Origin of the sequence: Bradyrhizobium sp. HKCCYLRH2060 (assembly GCF_051168135.1) — a bacterium.
In the GTDB taxonomy this organism is placed as follows: Bacteria; Pseudomonadota; Alphaproteobacteria; order Rhizobiales; family Xanthobacteraceae; genus Bradyrhizobium.
In genome coordinates, this window is record NZ_JBNPUK010000001.1 from 632,158 (window position 1) to 650,860 (window position 18,703).

Below are 18,703 nucleotides of genomic sequence, written 5' to 3' on the forward strand. Positions count from 1 at the left end.
CGCGAAAGGCCGGGCGTTCGCCCGGCCTTGTTCGTTTGTCCTCTGTTGCCGGCCGCTCACCAATAGATGCCGTGGCGATGCAGCTCGCGGACGATGCGGGCTTCGGTCCACTTGTTGCGGCGCGTCCGGTCCGAGCGCGCCGATGTCGACCGCCGCGATGATCGCTGCACCGAGCCCGGCTGCGGTGCCGGCGCCGCGGTGGCGGCGGGCTGCGGCGGCGACGGCACGGCGGCCGGGGCCGCTGGCGCCACCGGTGGCGCAGCGGGCGGGTCGATGCGCTGGGTCTGGGCCGCGACGGCCGGAACGGGCGCCGGGGTGATGGTGACCTCGCCGGCCTGCTGGACGTAGGTCGGCCGCGGCGCCGGCGCGGCGGCGTCGTTCGACGACAGCGACAGGCTGCGTGTTCCCTCGGCCTGCGCGACCGTGGCGGAGGCGAGCACCATGGCTCCGATCAGGATCATCTTGCGCATCGAGTAAGCTCCCCTTTGTTGACTGCGGGAACGTTTAGGCGCCGGCGTGGCGGTCCGATGTGACCGCCGTCACACTCGGCATTGCGCGCGCGAATGGAGCCGGATGCCGGCACACTGCAGTGCGGATCGGCGCACCATCTTTCTCGAAACCTTTTCCAGCGCCGCGGCGATGCCCGTTCAGGACGAGGGAGCTCGGGACGAGCCCTCCGGAAGTCCACCGGCTGCAGCGCTTGGGCGGTGAGCACCGCGGCGGTCGGGCAGATTCGGCGTCTGCTACCAAATTACCGTCACGAGGAGGTGGTCCATGGTGCCGGTGAGATCTCCGTCTTGAGGTATGATCGTATGCATGTGTACTGTTCGTTGGTGCTGTTCAGAAGATTCGCCGAATCCGATAGGGAGAGCGATCGATTCGGAGGAAGGATGCGCGCATGCGCCGGGTGATCGTTGCACTGTTCTTGGCGGCCGTGACGCCGCTGACCGCCAGCGGGCAGGGCCCGGCGCAGTCCGGCGACAATGTCGAGGAGATCTACATCGCGCGGAGCGTGCGCCAGGGCCGTGTCGTGCCGTCGGATTTCTGCGCGCCGACCAAGACCGGCTTCGCGCCGGCGCTGGAGGACCAGCTATCGATCCGCTCCGTCGGGGTCCGGCCGGCTGACGGCCGCATGACCGAGACCGGCGACAAGAGCATTGGCGAGATGCGGGTCTGTATCGGTCAGGCGATGGATCCGACCCTGCTCGGCACCTACACCGAAGGCCAGCTCAACGGCATCGCATTCACCGGCATCGGCGACTGCCGGCTGGTGCGCGGCAATCTGCCGGAGGACGGCCTGCTCACCCACCGCTGCTTCCTGGCGCTGTCGGGCTTGCCTGAGCCGTATGTCGGCGGCTTCCTGGTCTCGAGCTCGCTGTATTCGAAGACGCCGTTCGGCACGGAAAGTTCGCCGCCAGGCTACGCCCAGGCCGGCATCCTGATCATCCGCCTGTGGAAGAAGCGGCTGCCCTGAGGCAGCCGCCTTCGATCGCCGTCCCGACCAGCGCTCAGGCCGGCGAGAAGGTCTGCACGAAGGCGCGCACCGTCGCGGACACCTTGTCCTCCGAGACGTGCCAGGCAGCGCCGTCGTCGGCGGCGAAGAAGCTCGACGCGTTCGAGCCGGCCCAGCGGAATACCTCGAACGACGGCCAGTACCAGATGTCCGCGAGGTTGGAATTGTTGACGACCTCGTGCGCGACCAGCCGCATCGTGCTCTTCGACAGGCAGTCGGCCTGCACCACCGATTCATATTCGAACGAGGTCAACAGCGGCACCGGCGACACGGTGACGATCACCTTGATGTCCGGCCGGATGCTGCGGATGAACTCGATCAGGTAGAGGACGTTGTCGACGTTCTCCTGCACGCTGGCGGTGCGGAACTTGTACTTCTCCGCCAGCGCCCGCGAGTTCAGCGCGGTCGGCCGCGGTAGCACGAAGGCGCCGGTCTCGCGGTCGAAGAACGCCGCGGCGACGCCGAGCGTCAGGATGAAGACGTCGGCCTGCTTGATGACCGCCAGCGTATTCTCCGGGCTCGATCCCGGCGGCAGCAGCTCGACGATGCGCTCGCGGATCTCCGGATCGATCTTGGCGCCGCGCAGCCAGTCGACGAACACGCGGTTGGCGAAGGTCGTGTTGATGTACTCCGAGATCTCCATGTGGTGGCTGTTGTAGCCGCTGTCATTGAGGCTCTTGGAGAGGTTGCGCGCGAAGCACGAGCCCATGGTGAAGAAGCGCGTGCTCTTGTCGAGAAACTTTGGCGCGGCGGCGAGGTTCACGGCGATGTGGCTGGTGATCAGCGTCTGCAGGTCGCCGAGGAAGTCCTTGGTCTCCGGATAGCGGCCGACCTTGGCGCGGCCTGCCTTGGCGTCCTTGACCTTGCCCTTCTTGGCGTTGGTGCGCGAAAGCTCCAGCGTCTCGCGGTTGAGCGGGTTGTCGTAGGCCGGGTTCAGCTTGATCGCCTTTTCGAGCGCGGCGACAGCCTCCTCGAACTCGTTGTTCTGGGTCAGGATCTCGCTGAGCGAGAAATAGTCGGCGGCCTCGTTGGAGGCTGCCGCGAGCTTGCGGAACAGCTCCATCGAGCGCGTGAAGGGGCCGACATGGCTGCAGCGCACGGCCGCGCTGCGGATCAGGTGCAGATTGCCTTCGGTGGCCTGCTCGAAGATCTCAGGGTTCTCGTCGAGGATCGCCAGCATCATGTCGCGCGCCTCGGCGCGCTTCTTGTGCGAGCCGTCGTCGATCAGCTGCGCATAGATGAAGCGCGCGTTGATGTCCTTGGGGTCGAGCTCGAGCAGCTTCTGGAACGCGAGCTGCGCGCTGACGAAATCCTTGTCCTCGATATATTTGTAGGCGAGCGTCCGGATCTGGCCGACGATCGATTGAAACTGCGTGTGGCTGTCGAGGGCAGTGGCTGTCGTGCTCATGTCGAAGGGCTCGCCTTGTGTCTCGTTGCGTCGATCCGGCCTGCCGGCCGCCGGAGCCGGGCATCGCCGCCTAAAAGGCCTGTTCGTCACGCGCGCAGGCATCGCACGCCGCGCGCATTCCGCTTCGACCATGACCTTTGCTACTAATCGTCTGCGGCCTGGCCGTTGACGTACGCCGAGCGCAGCCGGCATTGCGGATATCGAACGTAAAAACACGGGTCCGAAACGCCGCCAGTGCGGGAACTTTCCCCGCAGCTCGCGCCGACGATGGCGCGATTTGGGTTAAGCAATTGTTAACCGGGGAACGCAGACGTAAAGGTTTGAGAAACGAGGCTCTGGACGCGGATCGCTCAAACGCCCGGCTCACGAAGGAGCTACGCTCGGCACGTTTGCCACTTCGGGCCATCCCGCGGCTGTGCCAGGCGTAGCCGCACGGGCGAAGCGTGGCGCTCCAAAAGGGTGTCACACTCTAGGCAGCATCCTGCTGCCCTCGTCTGCGCATGTCGGAATTATGGTGACAGTGCCCTTTCAAAATATTTGGCTCGATGGTTTCCTGCGTTGCATTGCGGAAGGGCAAGCGGGGCGCAATGACGAATGTTCTTCTGTTTCTGATCCTCTGCGTTCTGCTCTTCGGAGCTGGAGCGGTGCTGGCGGGGTTGAGCTGGCTCGCGGCGATTTTTGCGTGTCTGCTTGCCGTTGTTCTGATCGTTGCCGTCGGTGGGCGGATATTTCGCAGCGCGCATGAGGAGGTGTCGACAGCTCGCCGAAATAATCAACCGTGGCTCTACCTGATTGTCGGAATACCAGCCGTGGTGGCCAATCTTGTTGTCGTGCTGCTTGCATGGGGTCGAGGCATCAAGTTGGAGCAGCTCCCGTACTACTGGGTACCGGTCGCGATGATGCTAATCGCGGCGTTAACGCTGGCAGCTGAGACCGCGGGCACATGGGTTCCTAAGATGCCGGGGGCGCTCGCCGGCATTTTCGGGGGCTGGGGTAAGCTCCTCATCGCACCAGTTTTCGCGCCGCTCGGCAATTGGAGGTCCACACGGGCGCTGGGACCTGAGCGGTTGGGATTCATTGCCGCCATAGCGTCGACGCTATGGACGTTTGTCGTCGCCATCGTTCTTTGGTGGCTTGCTGTATTGCCGATCCTATTTGCTTCGGTCTTGGTCTACGAGGCGATCCGATAGACGATGGCGGCTTAAGGCTGGTCGCCTGAAAGCGCCCACGGCACAGTAGAGAGGTTCAACGCCTCGTCCCCCACCCCTCAGAGCGCCAAGACAAGCCCCGTAACTTGGGCTTTCGCTTTCACAGGCTTCCAACTCTGCGAGGATATTCGCCGGGTGAGCCAGGTGATGGTTTTGGGTTAGCTCGAACTTATCAAGAAGTTGCTGAGCCAAGGTTACGTCGTGGCAGCTTCGACGAAGCGCGATGCGCTCCTCCTGGTCGGCAATAATCCGCATACCTAGGGCAATGCGCCGTTCGGCCTCAGCCAAGTGCAGTAGCTGCATTGCCCGGTCCATGGCGCAGTCTAGCATCAAGAACAAACCCCATAACCCGTCTGAGCTTTTTCCTCAGAGATCACCAGTTTTCTCGCTTTCCAACTTCCTCCGGGGGTTGTGAACGTCTAACCTCGCGCCGAATTGTTGGGGGACTTCATGAAGCTAAGCAGTTTTTGGGTCCAGAATTTTCGATCAATCGAAGACAGCGGCTGGATCAACGTTGGTGATCTTACAGCTTTGGTAGGTCGGAACGAGAGCGGTAAATCCAACCTGCTGCTGGCGCTCGCGTCGCTTAATCCGCCCGGGGAAATGCAGCCTCTGAACCCCGTAAAGGACTTTCCGCGGAGTCGTAGGTTAGAAGACTGCAAGAACAATACTCCCGTTGTGTGGACGTGGTGGGAGCTCACGCCGGAAGAAACTGAGCAGATCACCCCGCTTCTGGGCCCGCTAAAGAGGGTTGCCGTGGGCCGCCCATACGGTGCTCAACTCTGGACCGATTTTCAAACGCAGCCGCCAGCCCTCGTCTCCAAGAAAGCCGCGAGCGCCCTGAAACGGCTGAAACCGGTTCTTGAGCCGAAATGGCTCGCTGTTGAGGGTGAGCCGAAGACCCATTGTATCAACGCATGGACAGCGCTCGAAACCGCCAACACGACAGCGGAAGCAAAAGCTTGGGCAGCGGCAGTTGCCCCAGCAGCGACCGCTGTGAGAAAAACCCTTGGGGCGGCTGGTATAATGCTCGATGACGCCCAGGACGAACTACTGACCGAGGTCGAGGATCACGCTGCGGAAATCACTGGCTATGATGGGAAGTTGCTGGAGGCGCGAAAGCTTGTTTTGGATTGGCTGCCCCAATTCATCTACATCGCGGATTTTCCCGAATTGTCTGGACATCAAGACTTACAGGCTTTCGTCGAAGCCCGCGGAAACAACCCGTCCACAAAGGAAAGTGAAAACAACTTCGAGAAACTCGCCAAGGTCGCGGGGTTCAAACCGAATGAGTTGTACGAAAAACGCACCGACCACGAATTAAGAGGACAACTCCTTAACCGCGCTAGTTCACTTGTGACAGGTGAGATTCGCCGACTCTGGAAAGACCGGCAACTCATGGTCCGCATCGATATCGACGGGCCTCACGTTACAGTTTTGATTTCAGACCCGAACGCCCAATATCCCGTTGAAGTGAATCTAGATGAGCGAAGCCGCGGGTTTAGGTGGTTCTTCGCCTTCTACATCACGTTTTCAGCCGATACTCAGGGCGGTAATGCCGAAGGAGCAATCCTTCTCCTCGACGAGCCGGGGTTATACCTGCACGCTAAATCCCAGGAAAACCTCCTCAAGCACTTCCGTGAGGACTACAAAAACCAGATCATCTACACCACCCACTCTCCCTTCATGGTCCCACCGGACGCCATCGAGATTGTGAGGACGGTCAACATCGACGAAAAGACCGGAACTAAGGTCACCAACGTTCCGACAGGCGACGCCAGAACGCTGTTCCCCCTTCAGGCGGCTCTGGGCTACCAGTTATCTCAAACCCTTTTCGTAGGTCACTCAAACCTCATCGTAGAGGGCGTGACCGACTTTTGGATACTATCTTCCGTAAATGCCCACTGCTCCGCGGCGGGCGTCCCTGCGCTGCCCGAGGAACTGACCATCACCCCTGCCGGCGGTGCTGGGAAAGTCTCCTATATGGCCGCTCTTCTGGCGTCAGAAGAATTAAACGTTCTTGTTCTTCTGGACGATGATCGCTCCGGCCGTGAGACCCAGAAGGATATCGTCAAAAACAAATTGCTCAGAGAGACAGCCGTGCTCTTTGTAACGGAGGGGTTCGATCCAAAACCTTCCGAGGCTGATATTGAGGACCTTATAGAACCGGCGGTTTATGAAAAGCTGGTAGCAGACACATACAAGACGGAATTAAAGGGAAAGAAGCTCGCGCTAAACGCCAAAATTCCTCGCATAGTCAAGCGATACGAGGAGGCATTTGCTGCAATAGGGTTAGAGTTCTTCAAAACGCGCCCTGCCCGAGAATTCATGTCGTTGGTGGGATCAGAACCAGCCAAGGTTTTGACACCGGACAGCATCAAACGCTTTCAGGCAATCTTTAAAACATTGTCCGATCGATATAGCAAAATGAAAGGCTCAGCCCCCTTCAAGTGAAGCGCTCCAATACTCGCTTCAGCAAGGCCGCCCGCTTCGACACCATCCCGGTCGCTGCTCTATCACGCGCCCTACCAGAACTTCAGCAAACGCCATGGGACCATCTCGTGCCCGCCGAACACGACGGCCAGCCCGAGAATTAACGCCACCACGGGCCGAGCGTAGACTGCAAATGCGAGGGGACGGCGGATGGCTTCGATGGCCTTCGCCCCTTTGGCCGTGACGCTGGGTGGCCAGAACTTAACATTCAGCTCGGGGTCACTCATGGCGCAGCTCTCCATAATTCTTCGAGCTGGCTTCTCGGGGGCGATTCCCTTGTGCCAAATGATTTTCTTGGCGCGCAAGCGGAAAGCACGGACAGATTTGCCCGCTCTTAAGCGTGGAGCGCGTTTCAAGCGGATGTGAAGACATAGGCACAGCTCTCCATTTGAAATCTTGAGAGCTGATTCTCGGGGGGATTTAGGTTTGTCCCTCACCGTTCCGTTGGCCGCAAGCGCAAAATGGTCCTGCTAACCACGTTAAACCGGCAGGTGGATTTCTCCTGGATTGAGTGCAGTTAGCCATTGACACCCATCCGAATCAAAACTCTGTGCAGCTAGGCCGCCGTTTGGGCGCTCTCCCTTCGAACATCCATGCTAGCCCCGACCGCGGAGTTACGGTGACGCTGCACTTTTCTTCCGCGTACTTCTAACTGGCGAAGGTCAAGTAGAGACCGCTCGGCGTGCTCGTGAAGAAAGTCGCCTAGGCCATGAATTACATGGCGACCTACTGTAAACGATCTCTCGCCCGCCCGTATGGAGAGAGCGCAAGCGATCGATTCCGAATACCCGAAAAACTCTTGACGCTACCCCCAAATCAGTGATCTTATCCCGCCATCCTGCTTCGCCGAGAGGGGCGTATCGCGATCGTCACGGCACGTGAGGCGGGGATGCGGTGGCCGCGGCTTTGTCAGGCGCTTTTGCGCGACGACTGACGAGGTGCGGACGGCGAAGTCGCGTGGTCCTGGCGCCCCGATGCTGGCGTCAAGGTCGCGGCGTTCATGACGAGCGCTGCGGGCGACGGGGGCAAGACAGCCGGTCCCCGGGGAGATCGCGTATAAGCCGTAAAGCCATCGCGCGGGGAAGGCCGGATGTTCGGCCGTACCTGTGGTTCTGCCGCGTGCTTTTTTGCTGCACGCGGACCGCGGGTGCGACCAGCACCCGGCCTTCCCCGCGCCCTCTCATTCAAGAGGACGCCAGATTGCAGCAGAACTCGGGCCGAACCGGCCGCGAGGCTGCGGTGGCATGGGCGCGAGCAAGGCTGCGACGAGCGGCAGGCTGTTTGACAGAGTGGATTGGGATCAGAAAGCGGGCTTAGCGGCAGCACCGGGGGGCTCAAACGCCCGGCTTCGCCAACGGGCTACGCCGGGCACGCTTCGCCCTCCGGGCTACGGCGGCTGCGCCACGCGTAGCCCGTAGGGCGAAGCGTGGTGCCGCAAGAGGGACTCGAACCCCCGACCCCGTCATTACGAATGACGTGCTCTACCAGCTGAGCTATTGCGGCGAACTATAGCGGCGAGCGCCCGGCACGAGGCCTGACGACGCGAACGCGCTCCTGATATCGGGCGGACGGCCCGTTGGCAAGGACAACGCGCGCCGCCGCGGCCCGGAATCGAACCGGTGTGGCCGGGAACAGCGGGACGGCCCTCAGCCGCCGAACCGTGACCAGAACCCGCGCCAGCCGCCGGCCTGCGCCTTGGGCGCGATCTGCTCGGCGAACTCGTCGCGGGGCTGGTCGTCGTCGTCGACGCCCGGATCGTCCGGCGGCCGCATGATCGGGACGATCGCCTGGATCGGCGTCTCCGCCGGCCGGGCGAGATCGTTGCGGGTGCGGAACAGCGGCGTCGGCGCGGTCGCCGCGGTCTCGGCCGGCTTGGCGGCCACCGCGTCCGGCTCGGCCTCCGTGTCCGGCTCGGCTTCGGTCTCGGCGGGCTCCGCGGCCTGCAACGGCGGCGCCGGCTCGGCGGCCACGGCCGTGGCTTCGATCAGCTTGCCGTCCTCAGCCGTGTCCACAGGGATATCCACCGGCTTGTCGACAGGCTTGTCCACGGCCTCCTCGACCGGTTGTTCGGCCTGCTCGGGCTCGGTGGCGACCACCGGCCGCGGCGGCTCGTTGTCCTGCACGGCCGGCGTGATCACCACAGGTTCGCTTGCGGCCTCGCGCGGTGGCGCGACTGCGGCCTCGGCGACGGCCGGACGGACCGGTGGGGCCAGCACGGCCTCGGCGAAGGCCGTGCTCTCGATCACGCTGCTGCGCTCCGAGGGCAGGCTCGCCACCGGCGTCTGCCACTGGAAGGCGTCGAGCCGGCCGGTGACCGGCGAGATCGGCTGCCAGCGGTCGCTGACATAGCCGTCCGCGGTCCAGGCCGGGTCGTGGCGGGCGCGCACCGCGCGCAGCGCCCATTCCCGCGCCTTGCCGGCATCGCCATGCTCGGTGCGCTCCAGCTCGGCCATCAGCATCGCCACGCGCTGGGTCGGATCGTCGGTGAACGGCGCCAGCGCCGCGCGGGCGCGGCCGAACTCGGCGGCGTCGATCGCCGCGCGCGCCACCGCCAGCGCGCCCTCGACATGGCCGGGCGTGCGCGCGGCGAGGTTCTCCACCCGCGCCAGCCGCTGGGTTGCGGAATCGCCGAGCCGCACATGGGCGTAGGCGTCGGCGAGCTCCGGATGCGGGCCGGCGGCCCAGGCCGCCTCGATGATCTTCATCGCGCGCCGCACCTGATGCGCCTCGCTCTCGAACTTCGCCGCCAGCACCGCGGCCGGCACCAGGCTCGGCGCCAGCTTCACCGCCTCCATCGCGCTCGTGCGCGACAGGTCGCGATCCGCAGTCTCCAGCGCCAGCGCGCGCGCCGTCAGCAGCACGCCGCGCTGGCGGCGGTAGGTCGGCTTGTCGATCATCCCGGCGGTGTAGTTGCTGTCGAGGATCGCCAGCGCACCGTCCCAGTCGGCCTCGGCGCAACGGAAGCCGAGCACGGCATGCGAGGCCCAGGTGGCGTTGGGCGCCAGCTTGAGCGCCTCGTCGGCGATCATGACCGCGGCGTAGGCGTCGTCGGCGCGCTGCGCCTCGATGAACAGGCCGCGCAGGCCGAGCAGCCTGGTGTCGTGACGCTCGGCCATGGCGCGGAAGGCGCGCCGGGCGCCGTCGCGGTCGCCTTCGAGCTGAGCCGCCTGGGCGTGCAGGAGAAGCGTCAGCGGATCGTCGCCGGCCAGCCGCCTGGCGGTGTCGGCGTGCTGGCGCGCCGCGGTCGAATCGCCATGGCCGATCGCGAGCAGGCCGTGGGTGATGGCGTGCCGGCCGCGCTGATGCCGGCGGGCGCGATGCGCCTTGCGGATGCGGCCGGGCGCCCGCAGCAGCGCGCTGATCAGGTTCCAGACCAGCACGCAGGCGGCGATGGTCAGGCCGAGCGCGAGCACGAACACCGGCAAGGTCATGGCGATCCGCCACGGACCCCAGTTCAAGACGACGTCGCCGGTCTGCTCGGCGACCCAGGCCGAGCCCGCCGCGGCGAGCCCGACCAGGATGAGGAAAATGACGATCCGGAACATGTGCGTCCTTGGGCGTCCTATTGCGCGGGTTTGGCGAGCGCGGTCATCGCGTCGTCGGCGAATTTGCGGGCGGTCGACAGCGCGGCGTCGCGGGCGTCGGCACGTGCGAGCCAGTCATTGGCGGGAGCGCGATCCTCCGGCGAGAGACCCTTCAGCTCGCGGCGCGCCTCGGCGAAGTCGTTGCGCAGCGCCGCCGCGGTGATCCGTGCCACCACCGCGCCGCGATCGGTGCCGGCGCCGTCGGTGCGCTCGACCTTGACCAGGCTCGAGGCGCCGGCCGAGAGCTTGCTGAGGATCGAGGTTCCCGTGGTGCTCTCCGGTGCCGGCGGCGAGAGCTTCGGCACGATGGTGAGCAGCTCGCGGCTGAGCGCCGCGGGGCTCGGCACGCCGCTGGTGGCGAAGACCTCCAGCGGCTTCAGCGCGGCCGGATCGGGCGCCAGCGACTTCGCCGTCGACAGCGCCGGCCCGTAGGGATCGCCGTGACGCACGGCGACGTCGAGCAGGGTCGCGGCGACCACACGGCGCAGCGGCGCGTCGTCGGTGGGCTTGGCAGCCGCGGCCTCGGTGATCTTGCGGCTCTCCTGCGCCAGCGCCGCGCTCTGGCTCTTGCTCGCCTGCTCTAGCGCATCGATGCGGGCGGTCAGGCCGGAGAGATCGACCGGCTCGGGTGCGGGCGCCGGCGCGGCGCCGTCGCGCGGCTGCGCCCTGACATCGTTGAGCGCGGCCACCGTCTTGTCAGCCTGCGCGCGCAGGCCGGCGATATCGTTGCGCAGCGCTGCAATCGCCTTGTCGGCGGCATCGAGCCGCCCGGTCACGGCGCCATCCGGCTTGCCGATGCGCTGCTCCAGCCCGGCGACGCGGGTGGCGAGCGCGTCGACGGCGGACGCCTGCGGTGAGACGGCCGACGGCGGTACGACCTGCGGCCAGCCCAGCATCCAGCCGACGCCGATCACCAGCGCGGCCGCGGCCGCGCCGGAGAATGGCGCGATGATCCAGGGCGAGACCGGGCGGGGCGGCGGGAGCGGAGGAAGCTCGGCGCGCGGCGGCTCGGCCGCGGCGACGGTCTCCTCGGGCGTCTCGCTGGCAGCAGATTCCGGTTCGGTGTCACCGGCGCCATGCGGATGCGACTGGCTCGCCGCGCCCGACGACCCCTCGGCCAAGGCTTCGGCCGGCGCGGACCATGGCGAGGCGCTCGGCCGCTCGGCCGCGCTCTCGCTGGCCGACGGGCGCTCCTCGCGCGAGGTCGGCTCCAGGTCGATGGTCGGCGGTGGCCGTTTCGGCCGCCCGGTGTCGGAGGCCGGTGCAGCGGTGTCGGGTTCATCGACCATGGTGGAAGTTCCCTGGCTGAGGCAAGATTGAGCAGGCCCTCTTACGCCATTCACGACCGTAGCGCACGGGTCAGGCCCTCCAGCATGTCGTTTTCATCCGGATGCGCCGCGATTGTGACCTGGGTCGCGCCAGCCTCTCGAAGAACCTCGGCGACATTGGCCGACAGGCAGGCATGCGGCACCGCCAGCGCCGAGATTTCGACGCCGTCGGCCCGGATGGCCGCCACGAACGCCGCCGCGCTCCGCCGCGAATAATGCAGCACCGCGCGAATCGCGTTTGCCGCGAACGCGTCGCAGACCTCGCGTGGCAGGCTGGTCACCTGTGCCATCCGATAGACGGTCTGCGTGACCACGTCGTAGCCGCGTGCGGCGAGCTCGGAGGCGAGATCGCGCGAGATATCGGCGCCCGCAAGATAGAGCAGGGTGGCCCCGGCGTCGACGACGCCGCCATTGGCGATCAGGTCGCGCAACGCCGTCGCATCGCCCGCGGCCGAGATCACTTGCCTGAAGCCGGCGTCGCGTGCGGCCGCCGCGGTCTGGTCGCCGACCGCGAACAGCGGCAGGCGCAGCAAGGCGGACGCTCCGAGCTGCGGCGCGGCCGCGCGCAGCGCGTTCGATGACGTCACGATCAGTCCGGCGGCGTCGCGGCCGGCGTCAGGCGGCAGCGCGACCGGCTCGAAGCGCAGCATCGGCGCCAGCAGCACGTCGAAGCCGCGCGCGCGCAAAGCCGCGGCGGTGCGCTCATTGTCGGGGGCGGGACGGGTCACCAGCACGGCCATGTGCTATGCTCCCGTCGAATACGGATCGGCCGGGCTGCAACGGACGGGTGATTGCACCTGGCGACCTCGTGGTGTTAGGCGGTTCTGCGCACTCATAATGACCAAAAGGGTTGAGATTGGGTAACGAATCGCAAACGCTCGTGCTGGGCATCGAAACCACCTGCGACGAGACCGCCGCCGCCGTGGTGGCGCGTGATTCGGACGGCAAGGGGCAGATCCTGTCCAACGTCGTGCGCTCGCAGACCGACGAGCACGCCATCTATGGCGGCGTGGTTCCCGAGATCGCGGCGCGCGCCCATGTCGACATGCTCGACCATCTCATCGACGCAGCGATGCGCGAAGCCGGCATCGACTATGCCGCGCTCGGTGGCGTCGCCGCGGCGGCCGGCCCAGGACTGATCGGCGGCGTCATCGTCGGCCTCACCACCGCCAAGGCGATTGCTCTCGTCCACAATACCCCGCTGATCGCGGTCAACCATCTCGAGGCGCATGCGCTGACGCCGCGCCTCACCGATGCAATCGACTTCCCCTATTGCCTGTTCCTGGCCTCCGGCGGCCATACCCAGATCGTCGCGGTCGCCGGCGTCGGCGACTACATCAGGCTCGGCACCACCGTCGACGACGCCATGGGCGAGGCGTTCGACAAGGTCGCCAAGATGCTGGGCCTGCCTTATCCCGGCGGACCTGAAGTCGAGCAGGCCGCGCGCAACGGCGACGCCAAGCGCTTCGCGTTTCCGCGTCCGATGCTAGGCCGCAGCGATGCGAATTTCTCGCTGTCGGGATTGAAGACCGCGGTGCGCAACGAGATCGGCCGACTGGAGAGCATCGCCGACCAGGATGTCGCCGACCTCTGCGCCAGCTTCCAGGCGGCGGTGCTGGAGTCGACCGCCGACCGTCTGCGCGTCGGCCTCGATCTGTTCAAGCAGCGCTTCGGTGCGCCAACCGCGCTGGTCGCCGCCGGTGGCGTCGCCGCCAACCAGGCGATCCGTGGCGCGCTCGACGATGTCGCGCAAGCCGGCGGCACCCGCCTGATCATGCCGCCGCCGGCGCTGTGTACCGACAACGGTGCGATGATTGCCTGGGCCGGACTGGAGCGGCTCGCGCTCGGCATGGTCGACGGCATGGACGCCGCCCCGCGCGCCCGCTGGCTGCTGGATGCCAATGCCAGCGTGCCGGGCAAGTTCGCGAATACGCGCGCGGGGTTTTGACCGTGGCAGAGTTGCTGGCTGCGCCGAGCACGCGCCATCCATTGGCTCGTTCTCTTGTACGCCATAGCGCAAGCTGGCGCGGCAAACTCGGTGCGCCCCCCTCCCCCCGCGCGAAGCGGAGCTTCGCTAGGCGGGGAGGGGTCGGGGGTGGGCGTAGCCCCACGAACGCTCTCGCCCGTGGCACTCCCCTCCCCAGCCCTCCCCCACAAGGGGAGAGGGAGCGCAGCGGCGGTTGCCGCGCATGATCAGTTTCCAAACCATCAGCATCATCGGCGCCGGGGCGTGGGGCACCGCGCTCGCCGCCGTCGCGGCACGCGCCGGCCGTGACGTCACGCTGTACGCCCGCGATGCCGACCACGCCGCGCGCATCGCCAGCGCGCGCGAGAATCCGCGCCTGCCCGGCATTCCGCTCGCCGACAGCATCGCCGTCACCGCCGATCTCGCCCGGGCCGCCCGCGCCGACGCCGTTCTCATCGTCGTTCCCGCGCAGCACCTGCGCGGCGCGGTCATGCACCTCGCGCCGCTGCTTCGGCCTGGCACACCGCTCATCGCCTGCGCCAAGGGCATCGAGCACGGCACCCACAAATTCATGACCGAGGTCATCGCCGAGGCGGCGCCGAATGCGATCCCCGCCATCCTGTCCGGCCCGAGCTTCGCCGACGATGTCGCGCGCGGCCTGCCCACGGCGGTGACGCTCGCCGCCCGCGACGAGCCGCTTGCGGCGGCGCTGGTGCAGGCACTGGGCTCGCCGACCTTCCGGCCCTATCACGCGACCGACGTGCGCGGCGTCGAGATCGGCGGCGCCGCCAAGAACGTGCTGGCGATCGCCGCCGGCATCGTCGCCGGACGGCAGCTCGGCGCCTCGGCCCTGGCGGCGCTGACCACGCGCGGTTTCGCCGAGCTGGTCCGGCTCGGCCGCGCCTATGGCGCGCGCAGCGAGACCTTGACCGGCCTGTCCGGCCTCGGCGACCTCATCCTCACCTGCGCCGGCCCGCAGTCGCGCAACTTCGCCGCCGGCCTCGCGCTCGGCCGCGGCGAGCCGCTGCCGGCGGGCAAGCTCGCCGAGGGACAATACACCGCGCCCGTGCTGGTCGAGCTCGCCACCTCGCGCGGCGTCGAGATGCCGGTCGCGCTGGCCGTGGCCGCCATTCTCGCCGGCAGCGTCACGATCGACGCTGCGATCGAGGCGCTGATGCTGCGCCCGTTCAAGGCGGAGGAGTGAGCGGTGTAGGCGCGGCGCTACCGGTCGTGCAGCCACCTCCGCCGTCATGCCCGCGCTTGTCGCGGGCATCCACGTCTAAGATAATAGAGCTGGCGGTGAGACGTGGATGGCCGGGGCCTTTGACAGACGTGCTTCGCACTTTTGCCCGGCCACGATGAATGGAAAGAGAAAAGAGAACTGCATCATGAACTACTGGCTGGTGAAATCCGAACCCTCGGTATGGTCGTGGGACCAGCAGGTGGAGAAGGGCGCGAAGGGGGAGGCCTGGACCGGCGTGCGCAACTACACGGCGCGGCAGAACCTGGTGGCGATGAAGAAGGGCGACCTCGCCTTCTACTATCATTCCAACGAGGGGAAGGAGATCGTCGGCATCGCCGAGATCATCAAGGAAGCCTATCCCGACCCGACCGACAAGACCGGCAAATTCGTCTGCGTCGACATCAAGGCGCACAAGGCGTTCAAGACCCCGGTGACGCTCGCCGCGATCAAGACCGACAAGACGCTCAGTGAGATGGCCCTGGTCAAGCAGTCGCGCCTGTCGGTGCAGCCGGTGACGCCGGAGGAATGGAAGCACATCTGCAAGTTGGGCGGAGTATAACCGATCGAACGGCGTAAGATGCCGGCTCAGCAGCGCCCGGCTCTGGCGCAGCTCAGAGATCCAGACCTTTCTTGCGCGGCTCGTCGACCATCTGGTTGCGATCTCTTCGCCGAGCGCCTGCCCATGGCCCTCAGGTCGTCAGTCGAGAAGTTCCCGGCGTAGAGGGCCGCGATCGCATCTGAGAATAGGAAATCCTGCCCTGAAAGGCTGGGTGAACTTCGGGATCAATACTCTGCCGAGCGCTTCCCGTGTTGATGTCGTGATGCTACGCTCGGTTGTGGCAGGAAGCTCCTGCTTCCTGCTTCATACCGAACAGGAGAACGACATGTCTGACAGCGTCTACAAAGTCATCGAGCTGATCGGTACCAGCGGTGAATCCTGGGAAAAGGCGGCCGCGAATGCGGTCGAACAGGCGGCGAAAACACTCCGAGACCTCCGCGTCGCGGAAGTCGTCAAGCTGGACATGCAGCTCGACGCGAAGGGGAAAGTGGAAGCCTATCGGGCCAAGCTCAACGTGTCGTTCAAGTTCGAAGGTGCATAAGCTGTCCATCGGCTTGCATTGCTCGCAGCGCCCATCGGCCAGAGCAACGGCGGACGTGCTATTCGGCGTCACGCCCGTCATCAGGGCGCGGTGATCGCGAACTAACTACTCCGTCATGCCCGGGCTTGTCCCGGGCATCCACGTCTTCCTTTTGAGCAAACAAGGACGGGGATGGCCGGGCTCTCCGTAAAGCCGAGCGGGATGGACGTGACCGCAAGCCTGCCATGGGCAAACTGCCCGTCGTTTTAGTTTGCCGCAGCATTTCCCCTTGCACCGTCGGGCAAATAACATTTCCGCGCGTCCCTGCTGCCGCATGAGGGTCGTTTCGCGACCGTCACGGATCGTTGGCAGTGGGATGCGATGGGCGTGTGTCAACGCAGCGCGACTTAGTTGCGCGGACGAACGATCGATGCACGCACGGTCAAGTCGCGCGGTCCTGATATCCCGACGCTGATATCAAGCGGGTGGCGATGCCCTGGCGTGTCGCGCTCGTGATGGTGGCCAGACAGCCCAGCGCACCAGGGAGAACGCGAAGCAGCCGTTAAAATCGTTGCGCAGGGAGGGCCGGGTGTGTTCGGCCAGACCTGTGGTACCTGCCGCCTGCCCCTTACAAAGATCACGCGGTATGGCTCCGCGTTCGCGGGGACGACACCGGCGGTGTGGCACGCGATCGGCCTCTACGACCTGTCCGCAGCGCTGCGGCTGCCCATCTCGGACAAAAGACAAGCCCAGTCGAAAGGCCAAAAAAGAAAGGGGCCCCAGCTTGCGCTGGAGCCCCTCAACGGTCAGGGCATTGCCGGGTATTTGCCCGAACCGAAGTTGCGGACCTGGTCGCTTACGGCCAAGTCCCGGGAGAACTCAGTAGTTGTAGGCGCGCTCGCCGTGGTCGGTGATGTCCAGACCCTCGCGCTCCTGCTCGACGGTCGGACGCAGGCCGATGATCACGTCGACGACCTTGTAGAGGATCGCCGAACCGACACCCGACCACACCAGCGTGGCGACGACAGCCTTGATCTGCGCCAGCATCTGCGTGGCGAAGTCGTAGGTGCCGGCGTTGTTGCCGGTGATGTTGGTGTAGTCGGTGATGCCGACGCCGCCCAGCGCCGGGTTGACCAGGATGCCGGTGGCCAGCGCGCCGACGATGCCGCCGATGCAGTGCACGCCGAACACGTCAAGCGCGTCGTCATAACCCAGCGCGTTCTTCACGGTGGAGACGAAGAACAGGCAGATCGGGGAGACGATCAGGCCGAGCACCAGCGCGCCGATCGGGCCGGCGAAGCCGGAGGCCGGCGTGACGGCGACGAGGCCGGCGACCGCGCCCGAGCAGATGCCGAGCAGCGAGGGCTTGCCCTTGACGGCCCATTCGCACAGCAGCCAGGACAGCGCCGCACCGGCGGTGGCGACCATGGTGTTGACGAAGGCCAGCGCGGTGACGCCGTTCGACTCCAGGTTCGAGCCGGCATTGAAGCCGAACCAGCCGACCCACAGCAGCGCGGCGCCGATCATGGTCATGGTCAGCGAGTGCGGAGCCATCAGCTCCTTGCCGTAGCCGGTGCGCTTGCCGATCAGGACCGCGCCCACCAGGCCGGCGATGCCGGCGTTGATGTGAACGACCGTGCCGCCTGCGAAGTCGAGAGCGCCGGCGCCGGCGAGCCAGCCGACCGCGCCGGTGACTTCGTCGAGCTTGGCCTGGGCGGCCGTCTTGGCAGCAGCGTCGCCAGCGGCAGCGAGAGCCTTGGCAGCGGCAGCGACGTCATCGGGAGCCGCGATGTACCAGACCCAGTGCGCGATCGGGAAGTAGATGAAGGTCACCCAGAGCAGGATGAACAGCATCACGGCCGAGAACTTGATGCGTTCGGCGAAGGCGCCGACGATCAGGGCCGGGGTGATCATCGCGAAGGTCATCTGGAACACGAAGTAGGCGAGCTCCGGGATCACCACGCCGTTCGAGAAGGTCGGAACGGTCGAGTTGGCGTCCACGCCGTGCAGGAAGGCCTTGGAGAAGCCGCCGACCCACGAGGTCATGCTGCCGCCGTCGGTGAAGGCCATCGAGTAGCCGTACAGCGTCCAGATCACGCCGACCATGGCGACGATCGCGAACACCTGGGTGAGCACCGAGGCCATGTTCTTGGTGCGGACGAGGCCGCCATAGAACAGCGCGAGGCCGGGGATGGACATCATCAGCACGAGCGCGCTGGACACGAGCATCCAGGCGACGTCGCCCTTGTTCGGAACGGGGGCGGCTGCGGCAGCGGCGGCCGGCGCGTCTTCGGCGAACGCCACGTCGGCGAGGCCTGCGACGCAGAGCCCGGCGATGGCGAGCGTGATCCATCCCGCGCTGGTTGGACGTTTGAACGTCATTTTATTCTACTCCGTAAGTGTTCTGGTTTGAGCGCGAAATCAAAGGGCCGCAGCGTCCGCTTCGCCGGTGCGGATGCGCACGGCGTGGTCGAGGCTGATGACGAAGATCTTGCCGTCGCCGATCTGGCCGGTCTTGGCGGCCGAGGAGATGGCATCGATGGTCTTGTCGACCTGGTCGGAGGGGATCGCGACCTCGATCTTGATCTTGGGCAGGAAGCTCACCGCATATTCAGCGCCGCGGTAGATTTCCGTATGACCTTTCTGACGGCCGTACCCCTTCACTTCCGTCACCGTGAGACCATGAACGCCGATGGCGGTCAGGGCGTCCCGGACTTCTTCGAGCTTGAATGGCTTAATGATCGCCATAACAATTTTCATGGGTCCAATCCCCGCTTGGGCCCGGTACGGACGTTACCGAGCGCTTCCTGTCGACTGAGGTTCACCACGCGGAGAAATCTTCACGACGCGGGCACAGCCGGGGGCGATAGAATCAAATGCC

The 18,703-nt window shown here is 65.6% G+C and carries 15 protein-coding genes and 1 tRNA gene; 7 read left to right on the forward strand and 9 right to left on the reverse strand.

Annotated features, from left to right (window positions below):
- Nucleotides 1-56: 56 nt before the first annotated feature.
- Nucleotides 57-470 (reverse strand): hypothetical protein, encoded by a 414-nt coding sequence (locus ACQR10_RS02770; protein ID WP_434911776.1) that lies wholly within the window; start codon nucleotides 468-470, stop codon nucleotides 57-59.
- A gap of 428 nt (nucleotides 471-898) precedes the next feature.
- Between ACQR10_RS02770 and ACQR10_RS02775 the strand changes: the two genes are divergently transcribed.
- Nucleotides 899-1,474 (forward strand): hypothetical protein, encoded by a 576-nt coding sequence (locus tag ACQR10_RS02775; RefSeq protein ID WP_434881632.1) that lies wholly within the window; start codon nucleotides 899-901, stop codon nucleotides 1,472-1,474.
- Between the two features lie 34 nt (nucleotides 1,475-1,508).
- Here ACQR10_RS02775 and ACQR10_RS02780 read toward each other — a convergent pair whose 3' ends face one another.
- The gene (locus ACQR10_RS02780; RefSeq protein ID WP_316180208.1) at nucleotides 1,509-2,921 is read right to left on the reverse strand and encodes a GSCFA domain-containing protein; all 1,413 of its coding nucleotides are present in this window, start codon (nucleotides 2,919-2,921) and stop codon (nucleotides 1,509-1,511) included.
- A 587-nt stretch (nucleotides 2,922-3,508) separates the two neighbouring features.
- On the opposite strand from ACQR10_RS02780, the gene ACQR10_RS02785 reads away from it, so the two are divergent.
- Nucleotides 3,509-4,111: a hypothetical protein gene (locus ACQR10_RS02785; RefSeq protein ID WP_316180210.1), complete on the forward strand. Its 603-nt coding sequence runs from the start codon at nucleotides 3,509-3,511 to the stop codon at nucleotides 4,109-4,111.
- A 468-nt stretch (nucleotides 4,112-4,579) separates the two neighbouring features.
- Complete coding sequence (locus tag ACQR10_RS02790) at nucleotides 4,580-6,583, forward strand: ATP-dependent nuclease (RefSeq protein WP_316180212.1); 2,004 nt, start codon at nucleotides 4,580-4,582, stop codon at nucleotides 6,581-6,583.
- Nucleotides 6,584-6,654: 71 nt separating this feature from the next.
- Here ACQR10_RS02790 and ACQR10_RS02795 read toward each other — a convergent pair whose 3' ends face one another.
- From ACQR10_RS02795 to ACQR10_RS02815, 5 genes are all read right to left on the reverse strand, one after another.
- Complete coding sequence (locus ACQR10_RS02795) at nucleotides 6,655-6,849, reverse strand: hypothetical protein (RefSeq protein ID WP_316180214.1); 195 nt, start codon at nucleotides 6,847-6,849, stop codon at nucleotides 6,655-6,657.
- A 1,200-nt stretch (nucleotides 6,850-8,049) separates the two neighbouring features.
- A tRNA-Thr gene (locus ACQR10_RS02800) sits at nucleotides 8,050-8,125 on the reverse strand.
- 143 nt (nucleotides 8,126-8,268) lie between these two features.
- Nucleotides 8,269-10,167, reverse strand: a complete 1,899-nt coding sequence (locus ACQR10_RS02805; protein ID WP_434881633.1) for a heme biosynthesis HemY N-terminal domain-containing protein — start codon at nucleotides 10,165-10,167, stop codon at nucleotides 8,269-8,271.
- Between the two features lie 17 nt (nucleotides 10,168-10,184).
- Nucleotides 10,185-11,495, reverse strand: coding sequence for a COG4223 family protein (locus ACQR10_RS02810; protein WP_434881634.1), 1,311 nt, complete (start codon nucleotides 11,493-11,495; stop codon nucleotides 10,185-10,187).
- Between the two features lie 50 nt (nucleotides 11,496-11,545).
- On the reverse strand, nucleotides 11,546-12,274 hold the full coding sequence (locus ACQR10_RS02815; protein WP_434911777.1) for a uroporphyrinogen-III synthase: 729 nt from the start codon (nucleotides 12,272-12,274) through the stop codon (nucleotides 11,546-11,548).
- A 140-nt stretch (nucleotides 12,275-12,414) separates the two neighbouring features.
- On the opposite strand from ACQR10_RS02815, the gene tsaD reads away from it, so the two are divergent.
- The 4 genes from tsaD (at nucleotide 12,415) to ACQR10_RS02835 (ending at nucleotide 15,843) form a co-directional block, all read left to right on the forward strand.
- Nucleotides 12,415-13,482 carry a tRNA (adenosine(37)-N6)-threonylcarbamoyltransferase complex transferase subunit TsaD gene (tsaD, locus tag ACQR10_RS02820; RefSeq protein ID WP_434846065.1) on the forward strand — a complete coding sequence of 356 codons (1,068 nt, stop codon included), beginning with the start codon at nucleotides 12,415-12,417 and terminating at the stop codon, nucleotides 13,480-13,482.
- A 241-nt stretch (nucleotides 13,483-13,723) separates the two neighbouring features.
- Complete coding sequence (locus tag ACQR10_RS02825) at nucleotides 13,724-14,704, forward strand: NAD(P)H-dependent glycerol-3-phosphate dehydrogenase (protein WP_316180229.1); 981 nt, start codon at nucleotides 13,724-13,726, stop codon at nucleotides 14,702-14,704.
- Nucleotides 14,705-14,888: 184 nt separating this feature from the next.
- Nucleotides 14,889-15,302, forward strand: a complete 414-nt coding sequence (locus tag ACQR10_RS02830; protein WP_315800785.1) for an EVE domain-containing protein — start codon at nucleotides 14,889-14,891, stop codon at nucleotides 15,300-15,302.
- Nucleotides 15,303-15,627: 325 nt separating this feature from the next.
- A complete protein-coding gene (locus ACQR10_RS02835; RefSeq protein WP_315800784.1) occupies nucleotides 15,628-15,843 on the forward strand; it encodes a dodecin family protein in 216 nt (71 codons plus the stop codon).
- Nucleotides 15,844-16,701: 858 nt separating this feature from the next.
- Here ACQR10_RS02835 and ACQR10_RS02840 read toward each other — a convergent pair.
- Nucleotides 16,702-18,204, reverse strand: coding sequence for an ammonium transporter (locus tag ACQR10_RS02840; RefSeq protein WP_315800783.1), 1,503 nt, complete (start codon nucleotides 18,202-18,204; stop codon nucleotides 16,702-16,704).
- 39 nt (nucleotides 18,205-18,243) lie between these two features.
- Nucleotides 18,244-18,582: a P-II family nitrogen regulator gene (locus ACQR10_RS02845; RefSeq protein ID WP_006611147.1), complete on the reverse strand. Its 339-nt coding sequence runs from the start codon at nucleotides 18,580-18,582 to the stop codon at nucleotides 18,244-18,246.
- Nucleotides 18,583-18,703 lie beyond the last annotated feature (121 nt).